We start from the raw sequence: 19,528 nt of genomic DNA, 5'->3' as shown, positions 1-19,528 counted from the left end.
TAAAGCCCCGTTTGCTTAGGCTGTAGATGTACGGGCTGAAGCCCGTACCCTTCAGTGCGGAGGAGTTGCAGGGGCCTGCCGACTTTGTTCGGTGGGATCGCGGTGCCGCGACGGCGCGGAGAAGGGCGGCTGGGATGGTGGGAGAAACTTGGGGCGGCGTTTGGCGGCCGAAGTTTCGCCGGGATTCTTCGGCCGTTGGCCTCAGAATGACGCATCGTGGGTGTGGGCGGAGTTCGGGATGGGAATGCAGGTCCCTCCACTCACTTCGTTCGGTCGGGATGGCAGGAGTGCAGAAGTTGCCAGGGGAGATGTCAGCGGCCAAGCGGGGTAATGGCTTGTCCCTCGGGGGCTAAAGCCCCGTTTGCTTAGGCTGTAGATGTACGGGCTGAAGCCCGTACCCTTCAGTGCGGAGGAGTTGCAGGGGCCTCTTCACTTCGTTTGGCCGGGATGGCAGGGGGGCGGTGGCTTCCTGGAAATGCGAAGAGGCGGATCGGGTGCGATCCGCCTCGAGAGTGAGAGAGCCAAGTCAGAGATCAGAACTTGGGAGCCGGCTTGGGGTCAGGGTTTGGGAGCCGGGCTAGAGATTCGTGCCCGGGATTAGTGGTGAATGCCGCCGCCACCGGCGTGGAAGCCTCCGCCTCCGATTGCTCCGCCGTGGAAACCGCCTCCGCCTACCGCGCCGGCGTGGAAGCCGCCGCCGTTGAAGGCGGGCATGGGTCCGCCGCTGCGGCCGGTGCCGAAGGCCGGACGGGGTCCGCCGGTGAAGTTATGGCCGGGGCCGAAGTTGCCGTGGGCATTGTTGTAAGGCGGAATGTAGCCGCCGCGCCCGTAGTAGCCTCCGCCGTAGTATCCGCCACCGTAGATGGGATAGCCGCCATAGACCCACCAGGGCGAGTAGAAGCCCCAGCCGAAGGGATCCCAGAACATGCCGCCGCCGGGCATCCAGGTGTAGCCCCAGAGATAGGGGTTCCAGTACCAGCCGGGGTTGAAGCCGCCGTAACCGGCGTACTGGTAGGCGAGCGAGATATTGGCCTGGGCGAGGTAGCGCGCGCGGAGGCTGCTCCAGCCATAGAGCGCGTCGGTTGTTTCTTCCTGCTTGCGGTCAAAGTGCTGCGCCTTGAGCTTGACCGAGGGAGGAACGGAGCCGCTGGCGGCCTGCGGGGGAATCAGGAATTCATGCGAGGTGCGGACGACGACCGGATGGTGCGGGTCATTGGGGCGCACGAAGGCGAGGGCGCGGCCATCAAAGGTGCGGACAATGCCGGCGTGGGCGTCGAATTCATAGAGGCCGGGTTTGACGATGCGGGTGGTGACGCCGTCCTCGGTGACGAGCAGCATGTTCTCTTTGAAGAGCTGCAGGACTTCGATCATCGCCTTGCCCTCGGTGAGGCGCACCTGGGTACGGGTGAGGTCGGGGGAGATCATCTGCAGGGAGCTGCCGTGGCCGAGGCGCAGGAAGGTGCCGGGGGTGAGCAGCATTTCCGCACGGCTTTTCTGATCGGTGGAAAGAAACTGCCCCTCACGCACGGCCTCAGAGCCGATGGCGTGGGGGTGAATGGCGCGCCCGTTGATGGATGCCGTGCCTTCGACGTAGTTGACGGTGCCGGGGACGGCCCGTGCCTGGGCGAAAACGGCGGGCGTGAGCAGGGCCGCCAGAGACAGAACGAAAGCGATCCGCGAGAGCCTCATACGCTTTTCCCTCCACTGATTTAGATGGGTGGCCCGCCGGGAAAGTTTCGATGGGCGGGGCAAGCCCAAGTTGATAAGACCCAAGTTTTCAGAAGAAGTTTTGTGAGATGACGCAGACTTCATCTGGAGGGAAGGCAGGCGGCGGATCAAAGATTGAAGAGCTCGCGGAGGCGGCGCGTTTGCGCGCGGCTGACGGGAATCTCAGTGTGTTTGCGGTCGCCCATGCGGAGCTGGTAGCTGCTCTTGAACCAGGGGACGACCTCTTTGATGTGGTTGATGTTGACGACGTAGGAGCGATGAGCGCGCCAGAAGAGGTTGGGGTCAAGCTGCTCGAGGAGTTCCTCAAGCGTGCGGCAGCGGGACTGGCCCTCAAAGGCTGCGGTGGCAACGGTAATGGTGCCCTCGTCAATGGAGGCGAAGCAGAGATCGCTCTGGTCGACGAGCAAGAGGCGATTCTGCGCCTGGATGACAATTTTGCCGCGCGGCTGGCGGCCGGCGGGGCCTTGTTCGATGAGGCGCAGGAGAGTGTCGAGACGCGGATCAGTGCCGGGAGTGGCTTGCGAGCCGGAAGGGCGCTCGCCGTTGGGAGCGTTTTCTTCGAGGCGCTTGCGGGCGCGTTCGACGGCCTGCAGCACGCGGTCGCGGTCAAAGGGCTTGAGCAGGTAATCGATGGCGTTGACGTCAAAGGCGCGCACGGCGTACTGGTCAAAGGCCGTGGCGAAGATGATCTGCGGCAGGGGCTGGCCGGAGCCGGAGTCGAGGAGCTTCTTGAGCACGGCGAAGCCATCGAGGCCGGGCATCTGGACGTCGAGGAAGACGAGATCGGGGTGATGGCCGTGGATGAGATCGACGGCCTCAATGCCGTTGGTGCCCTGGGCGAGAATGTCGATGTCTCCCGCGCCTTCGAGCAGATATTGCAGCTCTTCGCGCGCCAACTGCTCATCGTCGACGATGACGGCGGTGATGCTCATATCGATACAAAAGAGTATACGGCGGGGGAGGGGAATCGTGGTATTGAGAAGACGCTGGAAGGGTGCCGGGAATGTCCCTCAGCGGCTCAAGCCGCAGGGATTTTCGGGCTGGTTTATGTACGGGCTGAAGCCCGTACCCTTCAAAGCCGCGGGTTTGTTGTCAGGCTTGTCCGCTTCATTATTGCGGGGGCCGGCGGGCACGCAGATCCTTCGACTGCGTGCCTGCGATACTTCGCTCTGGATGACACAAGGGGGATGGGTGGTTCAGGATGACGCGTTGGGGGCGGATACGGTTTTGCGGGGATGCAGGGGCTGAAGCCCGTACTATAGAGCGCCTGAGTGGCACGACTGAAGTCGTGCCCTGATACAAGTCTGCTCCAGCGAGCAGCAAAGCAGTGGGGTGGCACGATTGAGGTTCTGCCCCTTCAAAACCGCGGGTTTGTTGTCAGGCTTGTCCGCTTCCTGGGGATGCGGTACTCCTCATTCGCGGCTGAAGGCGTGCAGGCGGGCGGGCGGGTGGTCGCTGGCGAGATCGTGTCCGCAGCGGCTGCAGTAGAGGTCGGTGACGCGGGTGCTGGTGTAGCAGCGTCCGCAGGAGGCGGCGACCTGCCAGGAGCAGTGGGGGCAGAAGTGGAAGTGATCCTCAATGCTGGCGCCGCAGGAGGGGCAGTGGGAGAGGATGGGCTGGCGGAGAAGGAAGTAGAGGACGGCTCCAATGCCGCCGGGCATGATGACGCAGATCATCCAGACGCGTGTGTCCATGCCGCGGCGGGGAGCGTCATTGCTGATGTAGCCGATCATGAGCACGTAGAGGGCGGCGAGCGCACCCCAGGAGAGGATGAGATAGAAGCGCAGCGCAGTGGGCAGCTCAGGCGGGCGCGTGCGCACCGAAGGCAAAAAGACCCAGAAGTAGTACTGGACGAGCGCGAAGGCGACGAGTCCGCCGAGGAGGGACCAGCGGGGGATGAGCCGCAATTCTTCGGTGATGCGCGTTTCTGCTTTCATGAGCGTGTGTGTAACAGCATGCCGGAAGATGGGTCATCCGGACCAGCGCAAAAAATCAGAAGTAGCCGCGCCGGCTGCTTTGCCTTTCCCGCGACTGGCCCAGGGCGAAGGCGAGCACGGTACTGAAGAGCATGAGAAATGCGACGACGGCGAGCGAGGTAGCGTCGCTGACGGAGTTTGCCCCGAAGATCTCTTCACAGAAGGCCCAGAGCGCGGGCGTGAGCAGCAGAACAAAAAGGCCGAAGATGAGCAGCACGAACCCCATGCGGCGGCGGCCTTCAGAGCGCGCGGACTGCATGCGGTGGGCGGTTTCCATGACATTGCGGCGGGTGCGCTGGACCAGCTCGGCGGTGCGTGCGGAGTGCAGATCATGGAGCGCGTTGACGAGGTCTTCGGGGGCCTCGGGATGGCGCGGAGAGGTGTTGGCGTTGAGGTGGCTCATCGGGCGGCACCCCGCGGGCTATGGATAGGCGGCGCCGTGACAGGCGCGGGCTGCTGGGTGCGCGCGCTGAGGCGCGGCTTGAGGGCGGTGAGTCCGCGATAGAGGCGCGATTTGACGGTCGAGAGCGGGGCGCGGGTGATCTGCGCGATTTCTTCGAGCGAGAGGTCTTCCTGAAAGCGGAGCAGGATGACCTCGCGATGGAGCGGGTCGAGGGTGAGCAGCACCTCGGTGAGGAGCTGGCCCTTTTCCAGTTGCTCAAGGTGATCGAAGGGAGAGCGGCCGTTGCCGGGAATTTCCATGGGGCGGTCATCGCCGCTGGCTTCGCAGAGCTCTTCGAGGCTCAGCATGGAGCGCTTGCGGCGCATGTCGATGACAAGATTGCGCGCGATGGTGAAGAGCCAGGTGTCAAAGCGCGCGTTGCCGTTGAACTGATCGCCGCGCAGGAGCACGCGCATCCAGGTCTCTTGAAAGAGGTCTTCGGCCTGCTCGCGGTTGCTGGTGAGGTAGAGCAGGTAACGCAGCAGGCGGTGCTGGTAGCGCAGGATGAGCGTGTCGAGCAGCTCAGGGTCGTGGCGCTTGAGCCCCTCGGCCACGGCGGAGTTTTCACGCTGGGCCTCGGCTGCGAGTTGGATGGCGGCGGAGCTCATCTCAATGTCTGAGACGCAGGCGGCGGGAGCAAAGACGCCGGGCGAGGCGAAATTTTTGAGCGCGCTTGGAAGTTTCACCGGATGGCTCCTTCGTCCCGGGTAAAGAGAACTGCTGTCCGGCAGAGAACGGGACACCTCAATCTTCGCGCTGAATCGGGGTGGTGGCAAGAAAAACACCACGTTGATCAATAAGTTACGAAAATTCAAGAGGAGTTACGAAAATTCAAGCGGCGCTCATACTGCGATCATCGTCTCTTCAAACTTCCTTCGTAGGATCAAAAAATTCCGCTCTCCCACGGGCTTTCGGGTTTGCCACCTCTGCTGGCAGCGACCCTGAATCCTGTGCGGAGGGCTGATGGATCTGGAACGACGATTGCGATTTTTTTGGAGGCAGAACCGGATGATTCGCAGGAAACAATCTCTCATTTTCATGGCGCTTTTCTCGGCGCTGGCCGTGCCGGGGGCGCATGCCCAGCAGAGCACGACCCCAGCCGGGGGCGCGACGACCGCAGCGGCTCCGTCTGTGGGCAAGGTAACGCAGACCGTCACGGTGACGGCGACGGGCGAAACGCGCGTGGTGCAGACGGTGAACCGCACGTCGATGCTGCAGGCGGCTCCGGGCACGAGCCCGATCAAGGTGGTGGCGCAGTTGCCGAGCGTGGACTTCACGACCTCGGACCCTTACGGAGCCTATGAGTGGGCGACGCGCATCTCGATTCGCGGATTTAACCAGAACCAGCTCGGGTTCACGCTGGACGGGGTGCCGCTGGGAGATATGTCCTACGGCAACTGGAATGGGTTGCACATCAGCCGCGCGGTGATTGATGAAGACGTGGGGCGGATTGAGCTTTCGCAGGGAACGGGCAGCGTGGCGATGGCCTCGACGAGCAACCTGGGCGGCGGGCTGGAGTTTTATTCGCTGGACCCGGCGGACAAGCGCTCGTTCACGCTGGACCAGTCGTTTGGCAGCTTTGATGCAGTGCGCACGTATGGACGATTTGAGAGCGGACTGCTGCCGCACGACGTGAAGTTTTATCTTGCGGGCGTTTACCAGGGCTCGAACAAGTGGAAGGGCCATGGGCAGATCGGGCAGTGGTATGCGCAGTTCAACGCGAAGGTGGTGAAGTATTTCGGCGGAAAGGCCGTGTGGACGACCTACGCGGACTACTCAAACCGGCACGAGGTGGACTACCAGGATCTGAACAAGATCTGGGAGCAGAAGCTCGGCTACCACTGGGACAACTACGGGAACTGGCAGGAGGCGATTCAGGCCGCGTATGCGTGCGATGGGCAGGGGAGCTATCCGTCGCCGGTGAATACGCTGGCGGCGAACCAGGACCCCTGCGATGCGGCCTATTATGCGGGGTCGGGATTGCGGCGGGACTTTCTGGGCTACTCCGCGTTGAAGGTGGCGGTGACGCCGAAGCTGCTGTGGCGGGTGACGGGCTATGGGCATCGCGATGATGGGCGGGGCTTGTGGTTTACGCCGTACACGCCTTCGCCGGATGGGTCGCCGATTTCGCTGCGCACCTCAGAGTATGGCATCACCCGCGGCGGCTTTTTGACGTCGCTGGAATATGACGGCACGCGCAACCGGGTGAAGGGCGGTGTGTGGTTTGAGGGCGAGACGTGGGACCTGGCGCGGCGCTTTTATGCGACGTCCGTAGCCAGCCCGATGCACTCGCTGTATCACTTCCCGAAGAATCCTTTTGCGACGCAGTGGGCTTACTCCTTTCCGACGACGGTGTACGAGTTCTATCTGCAGGATGAGTATCACGTGACGCCGGCCCTGACGCTGGCGGCTGGCTTCAAGACGGAGGAGACGAATACGGATGGCAAGCTGTCGCCCGAGGTGCTGTCGAATGCTTCGTACAAGCCGGGACAGTATGCGCAGGGCAGCCTGGAGTCGGGCAAGCCGTTTCTGCCGCAGGTCGGCGTGGACTGGAAGGCGGACAAGCACGATGAGCTGTTTGCAGACGGCTCGTACAACGTGCGCGCCTACCAGCCGGGCGGCTACGGGTATGGCAACACGCCGTGGGGCACCACGCAGGCGGGTTTTGACCAGTTGAAGAAGACGCTGAAGCCGGAGACGGCGTGGAGCGAAGAGGTGGGCTACCGCCGTAACACGAAGCGCACGTCGATCGAGGTGAGCTACTTCCACGTGAACTTCAATGACCGGCTGCTGGCGATTGCGCAGGGTGTGGGCATTCAGGGCTTTGCGTCGATCCTGTCGAACGTGGGCGGAGTGACGACCAACGGCGTGGACGCGGCGGCGACGGTGCAACTGGGCCACGGCTTCTCGCTGTATAACGGTGCGACGTGGAGCCGGTCAGTGTATGACAACAACATCTTTCCGGCCGGGCAGGCGGAGATGTACACGAAGGGCAAGGTGGCGGTGGATGCTCCGGAGGGGCTGTGGAAGTCAGAGCTCTCGTGGAAGCAGCGGCACTTCTTTGCGAATCTGAGCTCGGACTACATGTCAGAGCGCTACTTCACCTACAGCAACGACGGCCATGTGGCGGGACGCTTTTTGGCCAACGCGGGCCTGGGCTATCACCGCGCGCTGCTGGGCGAGGTGGATGGGCTGAAGATTCAGTTCAACGTGGACAACCTGACGAATGCGCAGTACTACTCGACGATCGGGACGAACGGGTTTATTTACAGCGATCCGCTCTCGTTGAATGACAACACGCTGCAGGTGGGCGCTCCGACAACGGCGATTGGCGAGATGTCGTTCCGGTTTTAGGGACGCGGCTCGATAGGGCGGGTGGGCGCGCGGTGCGCCTGCCCGTTTTGTTTTTTAGGGGGTGGGGAAATCTTGAGGGCTGACGGCAGGGGGTAGACCCACTCCCGCCAACGGCGGGCTGGAATGGGGCACCAGCGTTTTTTGGGGGGCCTCAGGGGCTGAAGTCATGCCCTGATACAGGGGGGCTTCGATTGATTGGCTTTTCACCCACATCTCTTTGAGATGTGGGGCACCCGGCCATGCCCTGATACAGGGGGGCTTCGATTGATTGGCTTTTCACCCACATCTCTTTGAGATGTGGGGCACCTGGCCATGCCCTGATACAGGGGGCTTCGATTGATTGAGCTTTTCACCCACATCTCTTTGAGATGTGGGTGCACCCGGCCATGCCCTGATACGGGGGGCTTCGATTGATTGAGCTTTTCACCCACATCTCTTTGAGATGTGGGGCACCCGGCGTGGGATGGTGGGAGAAACTTCGGGCGGTGTTTGGATCCGAGAAATCGCCGGGATTCTTCGCTGCGCTCAGAATGACGCGTCGAGGGTGTAGGCGGGGTTCGGGGCGGAGATGTGGGGCATCCGGTTCACTTCGTTCGGCCGGATGACAAGGTGTGAGGTCGTTGGGGCGGGCGGAAAGGTAGACTGGAGGCGTGGACGTTTTATACGGGCTGCATCCCGTGGAAGAAGCGCTGCGCGCCGGCAGCCGCAAGTTTGATCATGTGTGCGTGAGCCGCGAGCGGCAGGATCATGGCGCGGCGCAGAAGCTGCAGCGCATTGTGGACCTGTGCCGCTCGGAAGGCGTGCGGCTGCGCTTTGAGAATCGCGAACAACTGACCCGCATGGCCAAGACGCACGCGCACCAGGGCGTGGTGGCGGTGGTGCGCGAGCGCAGCTTTTTGACCATTGAAGACCTGATGGCCGCGCCTGCCGATGGGCATCCGCACCTGCTGCTGGCGTTGGATGGGGTGGAGGACCCGCAGAATCTGGGCGCGCTGCTGCGCTCGGCCGATGGAGCGGGCGTGGATGGCGTGCTGCTGCCGGAGCGAAGGTCGGCTCCGTTGAGCGCGGTGGCGGTGAAGACCTCGGCGGGAGCGGCGGAGCATATTCGCATTGCGCGGGTGGTGAACCTGGTGCGTGCGCTGGAGCAGCTCAAGGAACAGAACATCTGGTGCGTGGGGCTCGATGAGCGCGGCACGATGAGCTATGACGCCTATGACTGGACAACGCCGAGCGTGGTGGTGCTGGGCCGCGAAGGCGAGGGACTGCACGACCTGGTGCGGAAGACGTGCGATCACCTGGTGCGGATTCCGATGGCGGGCGGTGTTTCTTCGCTGAATGTTTCGGCCGCGGGCGCGGTGGTGCTGTATGAGGCGGCGCGGCAGCGGCGGGTGGGCAAGCCGGAGACGGCTCCGTTGCCGGGCGGCGTGAAGAAAAAGAAGGTCAAGGGTCTCGGAGCTTTATGAAGTGCGTTTTTTGCGCGGGCCGGCCAGCGATGGTGACGGCGGCGCTGGCAGTTTTTCTCGCGGCTACGGCCGGGGCGCAGAGCTTGCCGGCCGCGCCGGGGTCGCAGGTGTTGTTTTCGCGCTCGGCGCAGAGTGAGGGGCAGAAGCCAGCGCAGAATGCGGGGCAGCCGGTGGCGAAGGCCGGGACCGCGCAGGTGCCCGAGGCGAGCGATGCCGAACGGCAGGCGCTGACGATCACTGCCTATGACTTGAATCTGCATCTGGTTCCTCGCGAGCACTCGCTGGCCGTGGAGGCGCGGCTGACGGTGAAGAATGCCGGGGCGCAGCCGCTCGATGAGATGGCGTTGCAGATTTCGTCTGCGCTGCAGTTTGAAGGTATTGAGAGTGAGGGCGCGGCGCTGCCGTATCAGGTGCGCACGGTGCAGAGTGGCGCCGATCATACCGGTGCGCTGAATGAGGCGGATATCCGGCTGAAGCAACCGCTGGCTCCGGGTGCGACGATGCCGGTGACGGTGCTCTATAGCGGGGAAATCACGCAGACGGGCAAGCGGCTGGAGGCACTGGGCGCGCCGCAGCAGATTGCCGAGGCGAGCGACTGGGACCGAGTTGCGGAAGGCTTTGTGGGATTGCGCGGCTTCGGGAATGTGGTGTGGTATCCGGTCAGCTCGGTGCCCGCTCCGCTGGGGCAGGGCAACCAGCTCTTTGAAGAGATCGGCCGGCAGAAGATGCGCGAGAGCGACGCCACGGTGGCGATGCAGGTGACGCTGGAGTATGCGAACCATGCGCCGGATGTGGCAATGGTGGACGGGCAGGTGGTGAAGCTGGGACCGCCGGTTTCGACGCCACAGGGGGCGTTCCCGGGTGTGCTGGAGTTTTCAGTGCCGGCAAGGAGGCTGGGGTTTGAGGCTCCGTCGATCTTTGTGGCAGAGCGCACGGTGAGCGAAAAGGGTGCCGTGGCGGTGTATGCGCGTCCCGAGGATGCGGCGAAGGCCGAAGCGTATTTGACGGCGGCGGGGCAGGTGAGTCCGGTGCTGGAGAAGTGGCTGGGGCCGAAGGCGCGGACGACGCTGGCGGTGCTGGATTTGCCGGAGGGGGATGATGCTCCGGCGGAGGTGGGCGGCGTGCTGCTGACGCCGCTGCTGGCGGCGCAGCCGGAGGCGCTGGACCTAGGGATGATGCATGCGCTGACGCACGCGTATTTTCACTCGCGGCGGCCATGGCTGGAGGAAGGTGTGGCCAGCTTCATGGTTTCGCTGTGGATTGAGCAGACCAAGGGCCGCGAGGCGGCGCTGGAGCATCTGGAGGCCACGCGCGGGGCGCTGGCGATCGCGGAGCCGGCTTCTCCGGGAGCAGGCGGGGGTGAGCCGCTGATGGAGGCTTCTGATCCGGTGCATGTGCGCACGAAGGCGGCGTATGTGTTCTGGATGCTGCGGTCTCTGGCGGGCGATGCGGCTCTCGCAAAGGCGCTCACAAGCTATGACGCGGCGAAGGATACGACGCCGGATTATTTTGAGAAGCTGCTGGAGCAGGCGAGCGGCAAGGACCTGGGCTGGTTCTTTAAGGACTGGGTATATGAGGATCCGGGATTGCCGGATCTGGAGATTACGCACGTGTATCCCAGCGCCGAGAATCTGGGGCTGACGCTGGTGGCCATTGATGTGACGAACCACGGGTATGCGGCGGTGGAGGTTCCGATGACGCTGATCTCGACGAAGACCAAGGTGACCCGGATGGTGCGCGTGCCCGCGCATGGGATGGTGACGGAGCGGGTGGAGATTGCCGGGCAGCCTGTGTCTGTGCAGGTGAATGACGGCACCGTGCCTGAGGTGAGCGCGAGTCTGCATATCAAGACACTGCAGCCGTAGGGGCGGTTTCGCTCGGGGGCTGAGGCCCAGCTCTTGAGTGGGGGTTGGATGTACGGGCTGAAGCCCGTACCCTTCAACAGGGGTTAAGGCCATGCCCTGATACAGAGGGTTCGATTGATTGGGCTTTTCACCCGGTTCACTTCGTTTGGCCGGGGTGACAAAAGGCGGGATTGTGGGTCCCAGGTTAGGACGGAGCTGGGGCACCCGGCTATGGCAGGGGCTAAAGCCCTTGTTTCATTGGGGGTTAGCGGCACGGCTAAAGCCGTGCCCTGATACAAGTTGCTTGTGGGCATGGTGGGAGAAACTTGGGGCGGCGTTTGGTGGCCCAGGCGTCGCCGGGATTCTTCGCTTCACCACCCCAACGTGCTGCGCACGCCGGGGACCCCGGTTCGCTCAGAATGACGCATCGCGGGTAGGGGCGGATTGTTGGCGGCGAGGGAATGCAGGTGCCTTCGCTCACTTCGTTTGGCCGGGATGAGAAAGGTGAGGGCGGTCAGTAGGCTCGGTTGGGGTAACAAAGGCGTGAGTCTACCGCGAAGATGCTCCAAGCAAATTCATTTCATTACCAATTGATTTCATTCAGAGTCTTGCTGCGGTGGGCACACGCGCGGGCGGGCTTTAAAGCATTTTCACTGATACTGTGGAGTGTTTTGCATGGATCCGGAGTGGCCGGTCTTTGATCGAACGTCCACGTTGAGCCCGTCTTTCTCCGATACACCTTCAGTGAAAATGCTTCAGTGAGCGGCTGTGCTTTTTGCCGGTGCCGAGACTGGCGGCGTTTTGGGGTGGGCGAGAGTTCCGGTGACGGTGATGGGGCCGGCGGTCTTCGCGGCGGCGGGCGAGGCGGATGGCTCTGTAGCGATTTTTGCCGGGGCGGTTTGCGACGCCGGCGTGGTGGCGCTGCCGAGCGTCAGGTGAAGATTGCGCGCAAAGTCGATGGTGCCGGTGACGGGGAGCGGCGTCGCGCCGGGGGTGGTTTGCAGCGTGCCCGCGGTGAGCGTGAGCGTGCTGTTGGCGAGCGTGCCTTGCACGCTCCAGCGGCTGAATTTGCCGAGCGGGCCGGGTGTGTTGAGGCCGCCATCCTTCCATGTCCAGGCGAACTGGCCGGTGGCGGAGCTGGCGAGGCTGGAGGCGTCCCATCCCTGGGCGGTGAAGCTGGCCTGCAGGTTGCCGTGACCGGTGCCCCACTTTTCATGGAAGAGTGAGGCGAGCTGTGGAACGGAGATGTTCCGGGTGTTGAGGGCGAGCTTCCATGCCGGGGCGTCTCCGCTTGCGTCAATGGAACCCTGAGCGTGCAGATCGCCGCCGAGCGCGGAGGCGTCGAGGGAGAGGATGCGCAGATTTGTACCTTTTACAGATACATTTGCGAGTGCGTCGTGCAGGGTGAGTGGTCCGGCGGTGAGGGTGCCAATGTGAACGGCTCCGGTGGCGTGCGGCCAGTTGCGATGGCCCTGATCGAGATGGGCGAGCAGGTCAGCCCAGAGGACGCCGTGCGCGTCCGCGCCAGTGAAGGCGGCGAGCAACTGGGGCACGGCGGCTTTGGGCAGCTCGAGGGTGAACTGCGAGAGGCAGGGCGTGCTCGCCGGACACTCAACGGGATAGGCGGCGGAGAGATGGCCGGTGAGCGCGCCGAGGGAGAAGGCGACATTGCTCCAGGTGATTTCGCCGGAACTCAGGTGGACGTCTGCGCTGGCGATGCTGGCGGCCTCGGTGAGATAGCCGGGATGAAAGACGGCATGGGAGAGGGACAGCGTGCCGGTGGTGGAGATGGCTTGTCCATTGCCGGAGTCGAGAATGGGCGCGACCCAGGGGCCCTGGATGGCGAGATCGAGATCGGCGGTGCCGGTGACGCCGATCCGGTGGAGCGCGTCAGGAACAGTGCCGAGCTGGCGATGCAGAGCGACCAGATTTGAGAGGCTGGCTTCTCCATTGGCATTGAGCTGGAAGCCGGAGGCGTCGAAGCGGCCGGAGACGTTGAGCGGGGTTGCGCCGCCGAAGGGAATGGCCGCGGGCGCCAGCGTCAGCGCAAAGAGATTGGCCGAAGAGCCGGGGGCGGCAGGATGGGTGGCGCGGCGGCGGCGATTCCGGCGATGGCGGTGCGGGTTTTGGGGCGGCGCGGCGGAGGCGTCGCCTGCCGTGAGCAGCAGGTGCGGGATGGCCACGGGCTGCGCGATGCCGTTGATCTGGAGGGTGAGGTTGCTGCCCTCGGCCTGGCCGGACCAGTGGTTGTCTGCACTGGATGTTGAGGCTGCGGGAGCGGGAGCGGTATGCGGCTTCGTGGCTGTGCCGGCTTGTCCGTTGCCGGTGAGAGAGTTCGCGGGCTGCGGGCCGTAGGTGAATTCGCCGTTGAGCACACCGCCGGCCGAGATGGAGCCGGCGCGCTGGCGGACCATGCCGATGAGCTGCGCGACGAAGGAGGCGGGCAGGTGATTGACCTCCAGTTGCAGCGACGGGCCGGGGTGCAGCAGATCGGGAATGGCTCCGGTGAGCAGCAGGTGGCCGGGCGCGGTGGGCAGCAGGCAGAGCAGGCCGTCGAGGGAGTGGCGCAGGCTGTGATAGGTGGCCTGGCAGTTGGCGTCGAGCGAGGGCGAGGAGTCGGGCGTGAACTCGATGCGGTGCGGGTTGTCGAGGTGAATCTGCCAGCGGGCCTGCAAGTCGCTCAGAGTGCCGCGCAGGCTTCCGCTGAGGTGAAGCTGGCCGCGCCAGCCTTCATCGGCACCGAAGAGCAGGCGGGTGGCCTGGCCGAGCTGGGCATCCTGCCAGGAGCCGTCGAGGTGTACGGGCAGGGAGTGCAGATTGGTGGTGCGACCGAGCCAGCCGTCGATGCGCAGAGTGCCGGTGTCGGCGAGATCTAGGTCGAGATCGGTGCGTACGGGCTGGGCGTGTATGCGCAGACGCCAGCGGTTGGCTGACTGCTGCCAGAGGGCAAGGTCAGCGTCAAAGAGCGAAAAGGGCAGCTTGTAGAGGCCCTGCTTGAAGTTGATGCGCGCGCCGCTCATCTCAATGTAAGGAAAGCGGGGCGCGCCGCCGGCGTAGCGTTGGGTGGTGGGCGCGTTGGTGGAGCGGGCGGCCTGGAGCAGGATGGAGCCGAAGCTCCAGTTGCCATTGGGATTGCGCACCAGGTTGACGCTGGGCGTATCCATGCTGATGCTGCTGACCTCAATGTGCCGCCGCCAGAGGGAGCTGACGCGCAGGGTGGCAACGACGGTGGGCGCGGTGAGCGCGGGCTCGTTGCCGAAGGCCGGATCTTCGTCGACGACGAAGTTTTCCATGACGATGCCGGGCGTGGGCAGCAGGCGCAGGTGCATGGACTGGATGTGCACGGTGCGGCCCAGGCTGGCCGAGACGCTGGCGACCATCTGCCGCCGGTAGTGATTGAGGCCGATGTAGGGCGGCACGAGCAGGGCCAGCAGAACGAGGACCAGCAGGGCCAGCGCGATGCGCAGCTTGCGCCGGCGCCGGCGCGGGCGCTGCGGAGCGCCGGGGTCCCCGGCGACGGGGCTTTGTCGCTGGGGTGTGGTGCCGTTCATGCTAGTTCACCATGTGGAAGGTGCGGTTCCAGCGGGTCTGCGTGAAGAAGTGCAGGGTCTCGTGGAAGAAGTAGGCTACGTGGTCGCCAAAGGTGGTCTTGTCTTCCTGATCGGCAGGCATTTTGAAGGACCAGTAGACGAAGAGCGGGCGGCCGACGATGTTGCGGCGCGGAACAAAGCCCCAGTAGCGGCTGTCAAGGCTGAGGGGGCGATTGTCGCCCATGGCAAAGTACTTGCCCGGGGGCACGACGAGATTGCCATTCTGAATATGGTTGGGCAGCGAGACGGCCCACTCGGCGGTGACGTCGGGGTCTGTCTGAGGTGAGACGGCGGGAAAATCATCGCGATAGGAGTTGAAGTCGCCCGGGGCGCGCTTTTGCGCGAAGGGCTCATGGAGCGCGACGCCATTGCGATAGACCTGTCCGTTGACGAGGTGGATGCGGTCGCCGGGCATGCCGATGACGCGCTTGACGAGGAACATATTTGGCTCGCCTGGCTTGTAAAAGACGATGATGTCGCCGTGCTTCACATGGCCGTAGGGCAGCAGCCACTCGGCCCAGCGGGTGGGCGGGGCGAGGGTGACGCGATCGACGAGAACGTGGTCGCCGATGAGCAGCGTCTTCTCCATGGAGCCGGAGGGAATGACGAAGTTCTGGAAGATGAAGGTGAGGACAAAGAGTCCGATGACCAGCACGCTGCAGATAGAGGAGAAGGCTTCGAGGGGCGTCTCTTCGGTGCGCGGCTTTTGTGCCGCCTTCGGGTCAACAGTCGGTTCCATAAGCCTCAGGTCGCGGAGGATCGGAAGAGCTTCCGTTTTTGCCGGCACGGCTTTCAGTGGACGGGGCGGAAGATGCGATCCCAGCGTGCGAAATTGAAAAGACGGCTCCAGAAACCGCTTTTCTGTCCGAGTTTATCACTGGGGAGCGCCGGAGCCGGGACGCCGGAGGGCTCGCGCAGGGAGAAGTAGATGAAGACGGGCGGGCCGACGATGTTGCGGCGCGGAACAAAGCCCCAGTAGCGGCTGTCGCGGCTGTCATTGCGGTCGTCGCCCATGACGAAGTAGTCGCCGGGCGGGACGTAGAGATTGCCGCGGCGGACGTCCTGCTGCATGCTGAGCCAGCCGTGATAGTCCGGGCCGGGATAGTTGTAGGCGACGGCGGGGAAATCATCGCGGAAACGGTCGGGATAAGCGGGCAGGTAGAGGGCGTAAGGCTCCACGAGGAGCTTGCCGTTGCGGTAGACACGGCCGTTGCGCAGGTGGATGCGGTCGCCGGGGCGGCCGAGGATGCGCTTGATGACGTGCTCGGGTGGATTCTCAGGAAAGTGGAAGACGATGATGTCGCCGTCGCGGGGATTGCGATAGGGCAGCAGCGCGGAGGCCCAGCGGGTTGGCGGCGCAAAGACCACTTTGTTGACGAGGAGAAAGTCGCCGACGAGCAGCGTTGGCTCCATGGACGCGGAGGGGATGCGAAATGGCTGCACGAGGAAGGTAAAGACGAAGACAATGGCCACCAGCAGGCGAAGCGTGGAGGCGGTGGCGTGCAGTGGCCCGTAGTGCAAGGGAGGCGTGGCGGGTTGTGGCCGGGAAGCAGCAGGCGGAGGCGTCAAGCAGGCTCCTGCGGCTCTCGGGGGGCTTTCTCTGCTTTACGTGTGGGACGCGGGGCGGCCTGGAGCTTGCGGAGCGCGCGGCGTGCCGCTTCCTGCTCGGCGTGCTTCTTGGTGCCGCCGATGCCGCGTGCGAGGGCTGTGCCGGGGGCTCCGGCCTTGCCGGGCAGGCGAACCTCGACGAGGAAGCGCTTGTGATGATCGGGGCCGCTCTGGCCGGTGACCACGTATTCGGGCTGGCCCCGGTGCTCGGACTGGAGAAACTCCTGCAGCGCGGATTTGTGGTCGCCGATGCTGGTGCCGCGTGAGGCCTCCTGAAGCAGCGAGGGCAGCGAAGGCTCGATGACGTGGCGCTCGATGATGGCGCGGGCCGCGGTCAGAGCGGTTTCGCAGGGGCCAGTGATGCCGGCGGCGTCAAGATAGACGGCGGCGATGAGCGCTTCGGCGGCGTTGGCGAGCAGGGCGGGCTTTTTGCGGCCTCCGCTGCGCTCTTCGCCACGGCCCATGCGCAGATAAGTGCCCAGATGCAGGCGGTGGGCGACCTGGCCCATGTGCTTGCGGCTGACGAGTGCCGAGCGCAGGCGGGTGAGCTGGCCCTCGGACATTTCGGGATGAGCGCGGTAGAGGGCTTCGGCCACGATGAGGCCCAGTACGGCGTCGCCGAGGAATTCAAGCTGCTCGTTGTCTTCAAGGGGCGAGCGGCGGGTGCGGGCCTCGGAGGATTTGCCGGTGGCTCTGGCGGCAGCCGGCGTTGCAGTTTGGGCTGTTTGCTCGTAAGCGAGCGAGCTGTGGGTCAGGGCGCGCGCGAGCAGGCCTTTGTCCTGAAAGGTGTAGCCGAGCGCGGCTTCGAGTTCGGCATCCTGCGCGGCTTGTTTGCGTGCTTCTTTTTGGGCTTCGGATTTGTTCACGCGGCGCGTCCCTGCTCTGCCTTCAATCTAGTGCAATCGGGGGAGGAGCACCAAGGCCGGATTGTTGCCGGAAAGGGAAATGGGGCTTTGGAGGCTGCTTTTCCCTCGGGGGCTGAAGCCCCTTTCTGAGGGGGTATGGGATGTACGGGCTGAAGCCCGTACCCTTCAGGGCGGAGGATGTTTGCGTCTCTTCTGGTAAGGGGGGGATGGTGGGAGAAACCTGATGCGGCATCTGCGTGCGACAGATGGCCGGGATTCTTCGCTTCACCACCCCAGCGTGCTGCGCCCGCCGGGGGCCCCGGTTCGCTCAGAATGACGCATCCGGAGGCGGTGAGTTCGTGGGGGGACGGGCGCAGGGGCTGAAGCCCGGATTTTCTCTGCTGCTTTGCGGCACGGCTGAAGCCGTGCCCTGATACGGGCCTCCGACCGGAAAGGTTCTCTGAATAGAAAAAGGGCAGCCGGAAGGCTGCCCTTGAGGGTGAACTGATTGCCGGATTGGCTTCCAGATCAGGCGGGCGATGGGCTGCCCTCGGGCAGGCCGCCGGCGCCACGGTCTGAACTGGGCTTGAGCACCTGCTGCACGTCATCTGTGGTGGCGGTGCCAGAGCCTCCGGAAGGCTTGAGCGGCGGCAGGTCTTTGCCCTCGATGATCATGCGAATGTCATTGGCATCGATGGTTTCGCGCTCGAGCAGAGCGGCGGCCATTTTGTGCATGATGGGCTGGTTGTCGTTGAGCAACTGGTAGGAGGCGCGGTAGGCCTCATCGACCAGGCTGCGAACTTCGGCGTCGATCTGCCGGGCCGTCTCCTCTGAGAAGTCGCGGTGCTGTGCGATTTCACGGCCGAGGAAGATCTGCTCTTCCTTTTTGCCGTAGGTGAGCGGGCCGAGGCGGCTCATGCCGTATTCGCAGACCATCTTGCGGGCCATTTCAGTGGCGCGCTCGATGTCGTTGCCGGCGCCGGTGGTCATCTGGTGCAGGAAGATCTCTTCGGCGATGCGGCCGCCCATGAGGATGGCGAGCTGCGTTTCGAGATAGTCCTTGGTGACGGTGTGCTTGTCTTCCTCGGGCAACTGCATGGTGACGCCGAGGGCCATGCCGCGCGGAATGATGGTGACCTTGTGGAGCGGGTCAGCATGCTTGCGCATGGCGGCGACGATGGCGTGCCCGGACTCGTGATAGGCCGTGACGCGCTTCTCTTCATCGGTGAGCAGCATGGACTTGCGCTCGGCACCCATGAGGACCTTGTCCTTGGCGGATTCGAAGTCCTGCATGGTGACAACCTTGCGGTTGGCGCGGGCGGCGCTGAGCGCGCCCTCGTTCACCATATTGGCGAGGTCAGCGCCTGAGAAGCCCGGTGTGCCGCGAGCCAGAACGCGGAGATCGACATCCTCAGCAAGGGGCACCTTCTTGGCGTGCACGCGAAGCACTTCTTCGCGGCCGCGCACATCAGGACGGCCCACGACGACGCGGCGGTCAAAGCGGCCGGGGCGCAGCAGAGCCGGATCGAGCACGTCGGGGCGGTTGGTGGCGGCGACGAGGATGACTCCGTCGTTGGCCTCAAAGCCGTCCATCTCGACGAGCAACTGGTTGAGGGTCTGCTCGCGCTCGTCGTGGCCGCCGCCGAGGCCGGCGCCGCGATGGCGGCCGACAGCGTCGATTTCATCAATGAAGATGATGCAGGGAGCGTTCTTTTTGCCCTGCTCGAAGAGGTCGCGGACGCGGCTTGCGCCGACACCGACAAACATCTCGACGAAATCAGAGCCGGAGATGGAGAAGAAAGGCACGTTGGCCTCGCCGGCCACGGCGCGGGCGAGCAGCGTCTTGCCGGTGCCTGGAGGGCCGACGAGCAGCACACCCTTGGGGATGCGACCGCCGAGCTTCTGGAACTTCTGCGCCTCGCGCAGGAATTCGATGATTTCCTTCAGCTCTTCCTTCGCCTCATCGACGCCGGCCACATCTTTGAAAGTGACTTTTTTCTGCTGCATGGAGAGCAGGCGCGCGCGGCTCTTGCCGAAGGAGAGCGCCTTGTTGCCGCCGCTCTGCATCTGCCGGATCATGAAGAACCAGAGCGCCACGAGCACCAGCACGGGTGAGAACTGAATGAGAATCGACCACCACGGGCTGCCGGAATTGTCCTTGACGGTGACGGCGACGTGGTTCTTGTTGAGGATGTCGTAAAGCTGCGGATAGTTGGTGGGCACCTCGACGTGGAAGGCAGCGTTTGCCGAGCGGAAATGTCCGTGGACTTCGCCGCCCACGACGGTGACGTCGTGGATCTGCCCCTGCTGGGCATCGTTCAGGAACTGCGAGAACGAGATCTCCTGTTCTTTCCCTGTGTTGCTGCTGCGTTGAAAGACCTGCCAGAGCAGGATGCAGCACGCCAGGATGAAGACCCAGAAAACAATGGTTTTGACGGTTGAGTTCACGTAGTTCCTCTCTTCTTACGCACTCCGGAAAAGGATGGGGACGCCTCGGGCGGCCATCAGCCACCTTCGGGAATTCCTAGCCTTCACCGTATTAGACGTCACAGAGTGGGGAGATGCATCAGCGCCGTGTGGTGAAAATGAAAAACTCCGGCCCCTCTTGAAGCGACGGTGCGCCATTTTCATTTTACTCCCAGGCGGTTTTTATGCATGGCGAACAGGCGGGTTTGTGA

Annotated in this window: 13 protein-coding genes; 3 read left to right on the top strand and 10 right to left on the bottom strand. The window is 63.8% G+C overall.

Annotated elements, in window-relative coordinates; translation table 11 throughout:
• Nucleotides 1-597 precede the first annotated feature (597 nt).
• From ACP_RS18105 to ACP_RS09755, 5 genes are all read right to left on the bottom strand, one after another.
• A complete protein-coding gene (locus ACP_RS18105) occupies nucleotides 598-1,689 on the bottom strand; it encodes a FecR domain-containing protein (protein ID WP_041839468.1) in 1,092 nt (363 codons plus the stop codon).
• Nucleotides 1,690-1,835: 146 nt separating this feature from the next.
• Complete coding sequence (locus ACP_RS09770; RefSeq protein WP_015897151.1) at nucleotides 1,836-2,660, bottom strand: LytR/AlgR family response regulator transcription factor; 825 nt, start codon at nucleotides 2,658-2,660, stop codon at nucleotides 1,836-1,838.
• 480 nt (nucleotides 2,661-3,140) lie between these two features.
• Nucleotides 3,141-3,665 (bottom strand): zinc ribbon domain-containing protein, encoded by a 525-nt coding sequence (locus ACP_RS09765; protein ID WP_041839467.1) that lies wholly within the window; start codon nucleotides 3,663-3,665, stop codon nucleotides 3,141-3,143.
• Nucleotides 3,666-3,720: 55 nt separating this feature from the next.
• The gene (locus tag ACP_RS09760) at nucleotides 3,721-4,107 is read right to left on the bottom strand and encodes a DUF2304 family protein (protein WP_015897149.1); all 387 of its coding nucleotides are present in this window, start codon (nucleotides 4,105-4,107) and stop codon (nucleotides 3,721-3,723) included.
• The gene (locus ACP_RS09755) at nucleotides 4,104-4,832 is read right to left on the bottom strand and encodes an RNA polymerase sigma factor (protein ID WP_015897148.1); all 729 of its coding nucleotides are present in this window, start codon (nucleotides 4,830-4,832) and stop codon (nucleotides 4,104-4,106) included. Before ACP_RS09755 ends, ACP_RS09760 begins: the two co-directional genes overlap by 4 nt.
• A 352-nt stretch (nucleotides 4,833-5,184) precedes the next feature.
• Between ACP_RS09755 and ACP_RS09750 the strand changes: the two genes are divergently transcribed.
• The 3 genes from ACP_RS09750 (at nucleotide 5,185) to ACP_RS09740 (ending at nucleotide 10,828) form a co-directional block, all read left to right on the top strand.
• A complete protein-coding gene (locus tag ACP_RS09750; protein ID WP_238525523.1) occupies nucleotides 5,185-7,500 on the top strand; it encodes a TonB-dependent receptor in 2,316 nt (771 codons plus the stop codon).
• Nucleotides 7,501-8,150: 650 nt separating this feature from the next.
• The gene (gene rlmB, locus ACP_RS09745; protein ID WP_015897146.1) at nucleotides 8,151-8,963 is read left to right on the top strand and encodes a 23S rRNA (guanosine(2251)-2'-O)-methyltransferase RlmB; all 813 of its coding nucleotides are present in this window, start codon (nucleotides 8,151-8,153) and stop codon (nucleotides 8,961-8,963) included.
• Entirely contained in the window at nucleotides 8,960-10,828 is a 1,869-nt protein-coding gene (locus ACP_RS09740) for a M1 aminopeptidase family protein (RefSeq protein ID WP_148215113.1), read from the top strand. Before rlmB ends, ACP_RS09740 begins: the two co-directional genes overlap by 4 nt.
• 734 nt (nucleotides 10,829-11,562) lie before the next feature.
• Here the strand turns inward: ACP_RS09740 and ACP_RS09735 are convergent.
• The 5 genes from ACP_RS09735 to ftsH all read right to left on the bottom strand — a co-directional run bounded on the left by ACP_RS09735 (nucleotide 11,563) and on the right by ftsH (nucleotide 19,298).
• The gene (locus ACP_RS09735; RefSeq protein ID WP_015897144.1) at nucleotides 11,563-14,358 is read right to left on the bottom strand and encodes an AsmA family protein; all 2,796 of its coding nucleotides are present in this window, start codon (nucleotides 14,356-14,358) and stop codon (nucleotides 11,563-11,565) included.
• A gap of 1 nt (nucleotide 14,359) precedes the next feature.
• The gene (gene lepB, locus ACP_RS09730; RefSeq protein WP_015897143.1) at nucleotides 14,360-15,136 is read right to left on the bottom strand and encodes a signal peptidase I; all 777 of its coding nucleotides are present in this window, start codon (nucleotides 15,134-15,136) and stop codon (nucleotides 14,360-14,362) included.
• A 53-nt stretch (nucleotides 15,137-15,189) separates the two neighbouring features.
• A complete protein-coding gene (lepB, locus tag ACP_RS09725) occupies nucleotides 15,190-15,966 on the bottom strand; it encodes a signal peptidase I (protein WP_015897142.1) in 777 nt (258 codons plus the stop codon).
• Nucleotides 15,963-16,871 (bottom strand): ribonuclease III, encoded by a 909-nt coding sequence (gene rnc, locus ACP_RS09720; RefSeq protein ID WP_015897141.1) that lies wholly within the window; start codon nucleotides 16,869-16,871, stop codon nucleotides 15,963-15,965. The genes lepB (ACP_RS09725) and rnc overlap by 4 nt, the downstream gene beginning before the upstream one ends.
• A 507-nt stretch (nucleotides 16,872-17,378) precedes the next feature.
• Complete coding sequence (gene ftsH, locus ACP_RS09715; RefSeq protein WP_015897140.1) at nucleotides 17,379-19,298, bottom strand: ATP-dependent zinc metalloprotease FtsH; 1,920 nt, start codon at nucleotides 19,296-19,298, stop codon at nucleotides 17,379-17,381.
• Nucleotides 19,299-19,528: the final 230 nt, after the last annotated feature.

This window comes from Acidobacterium capsulatum ATCC 51196, assembly GCF_000022565.1.
Classification (GTDB): domain Bacteria; phylum Acidobacteriota; class Terriglobia; order Terriglobales; family Acidobacteriaceae; genus Acidobacterium; species Acidobacterium capsulatum.
Note: the sequence above shows the minus strand (reverse complement) of the source record. Positions and strands in the feature narration are given on the sequence as shown.

Coding starts and splice junctions, on each gene's coding strand:
- ACP_RS18105 (WP_041839468.1), bottom strand. CDS start 1,689: ATGAGGCTCTCGCGGATCGCTTTCGTTCTGTCTCTGGCGGCCCTGCTC.
- ACP_RS09770 (WP_015897151.1), bottom strand. CDS start 2,660: ATGAGCATCACCGCCGTCATCGTCGACGATGAGCAGTTGGCGCGCGAA.
- ACP_RS09765 (WP_041839467.1), bottom strand. CDS start 3,665: ATGAAAGCAGAAACGCGCATCACCGAAGAATTGCGGCTCATCCCCCGC.
- ACP_RS09760 (WP_015897149.1), bottom strand. CDS start 4,107: ATGAGCCACCTCAACGCCAACACCTCTCCGCGCCATCCCGAGGCCCCC.
- ACP_RS09750 (WP_238525523.1), top strand. CDS start 5,185: ATGGCGCTTTTCTCGGCGCTGGCCGTGCCGGGGGCGCATGCCCAGCAG.
- ACP_RS09740 (WP_148215113.1), top strand. CDS start 8,960: ATGAAGTGCGTTTTTTGCGCGGGCCGGCCAGCGATGGTGACGGCGGCG.
- ACP_RS09735 (WP_015897144.1), bottom strand. CDS start 14,358: ATGAACGGCACCACACCCCAGCGACAAAGCCCCGTCGCCGGGGACCCC.
- lepB (WP_015897143.1), bottom strand. CDS start 15,136: ATGGAACCGACTGTTGACCCGAAGGCGGCACAAAAGCCGCGCACCGAA.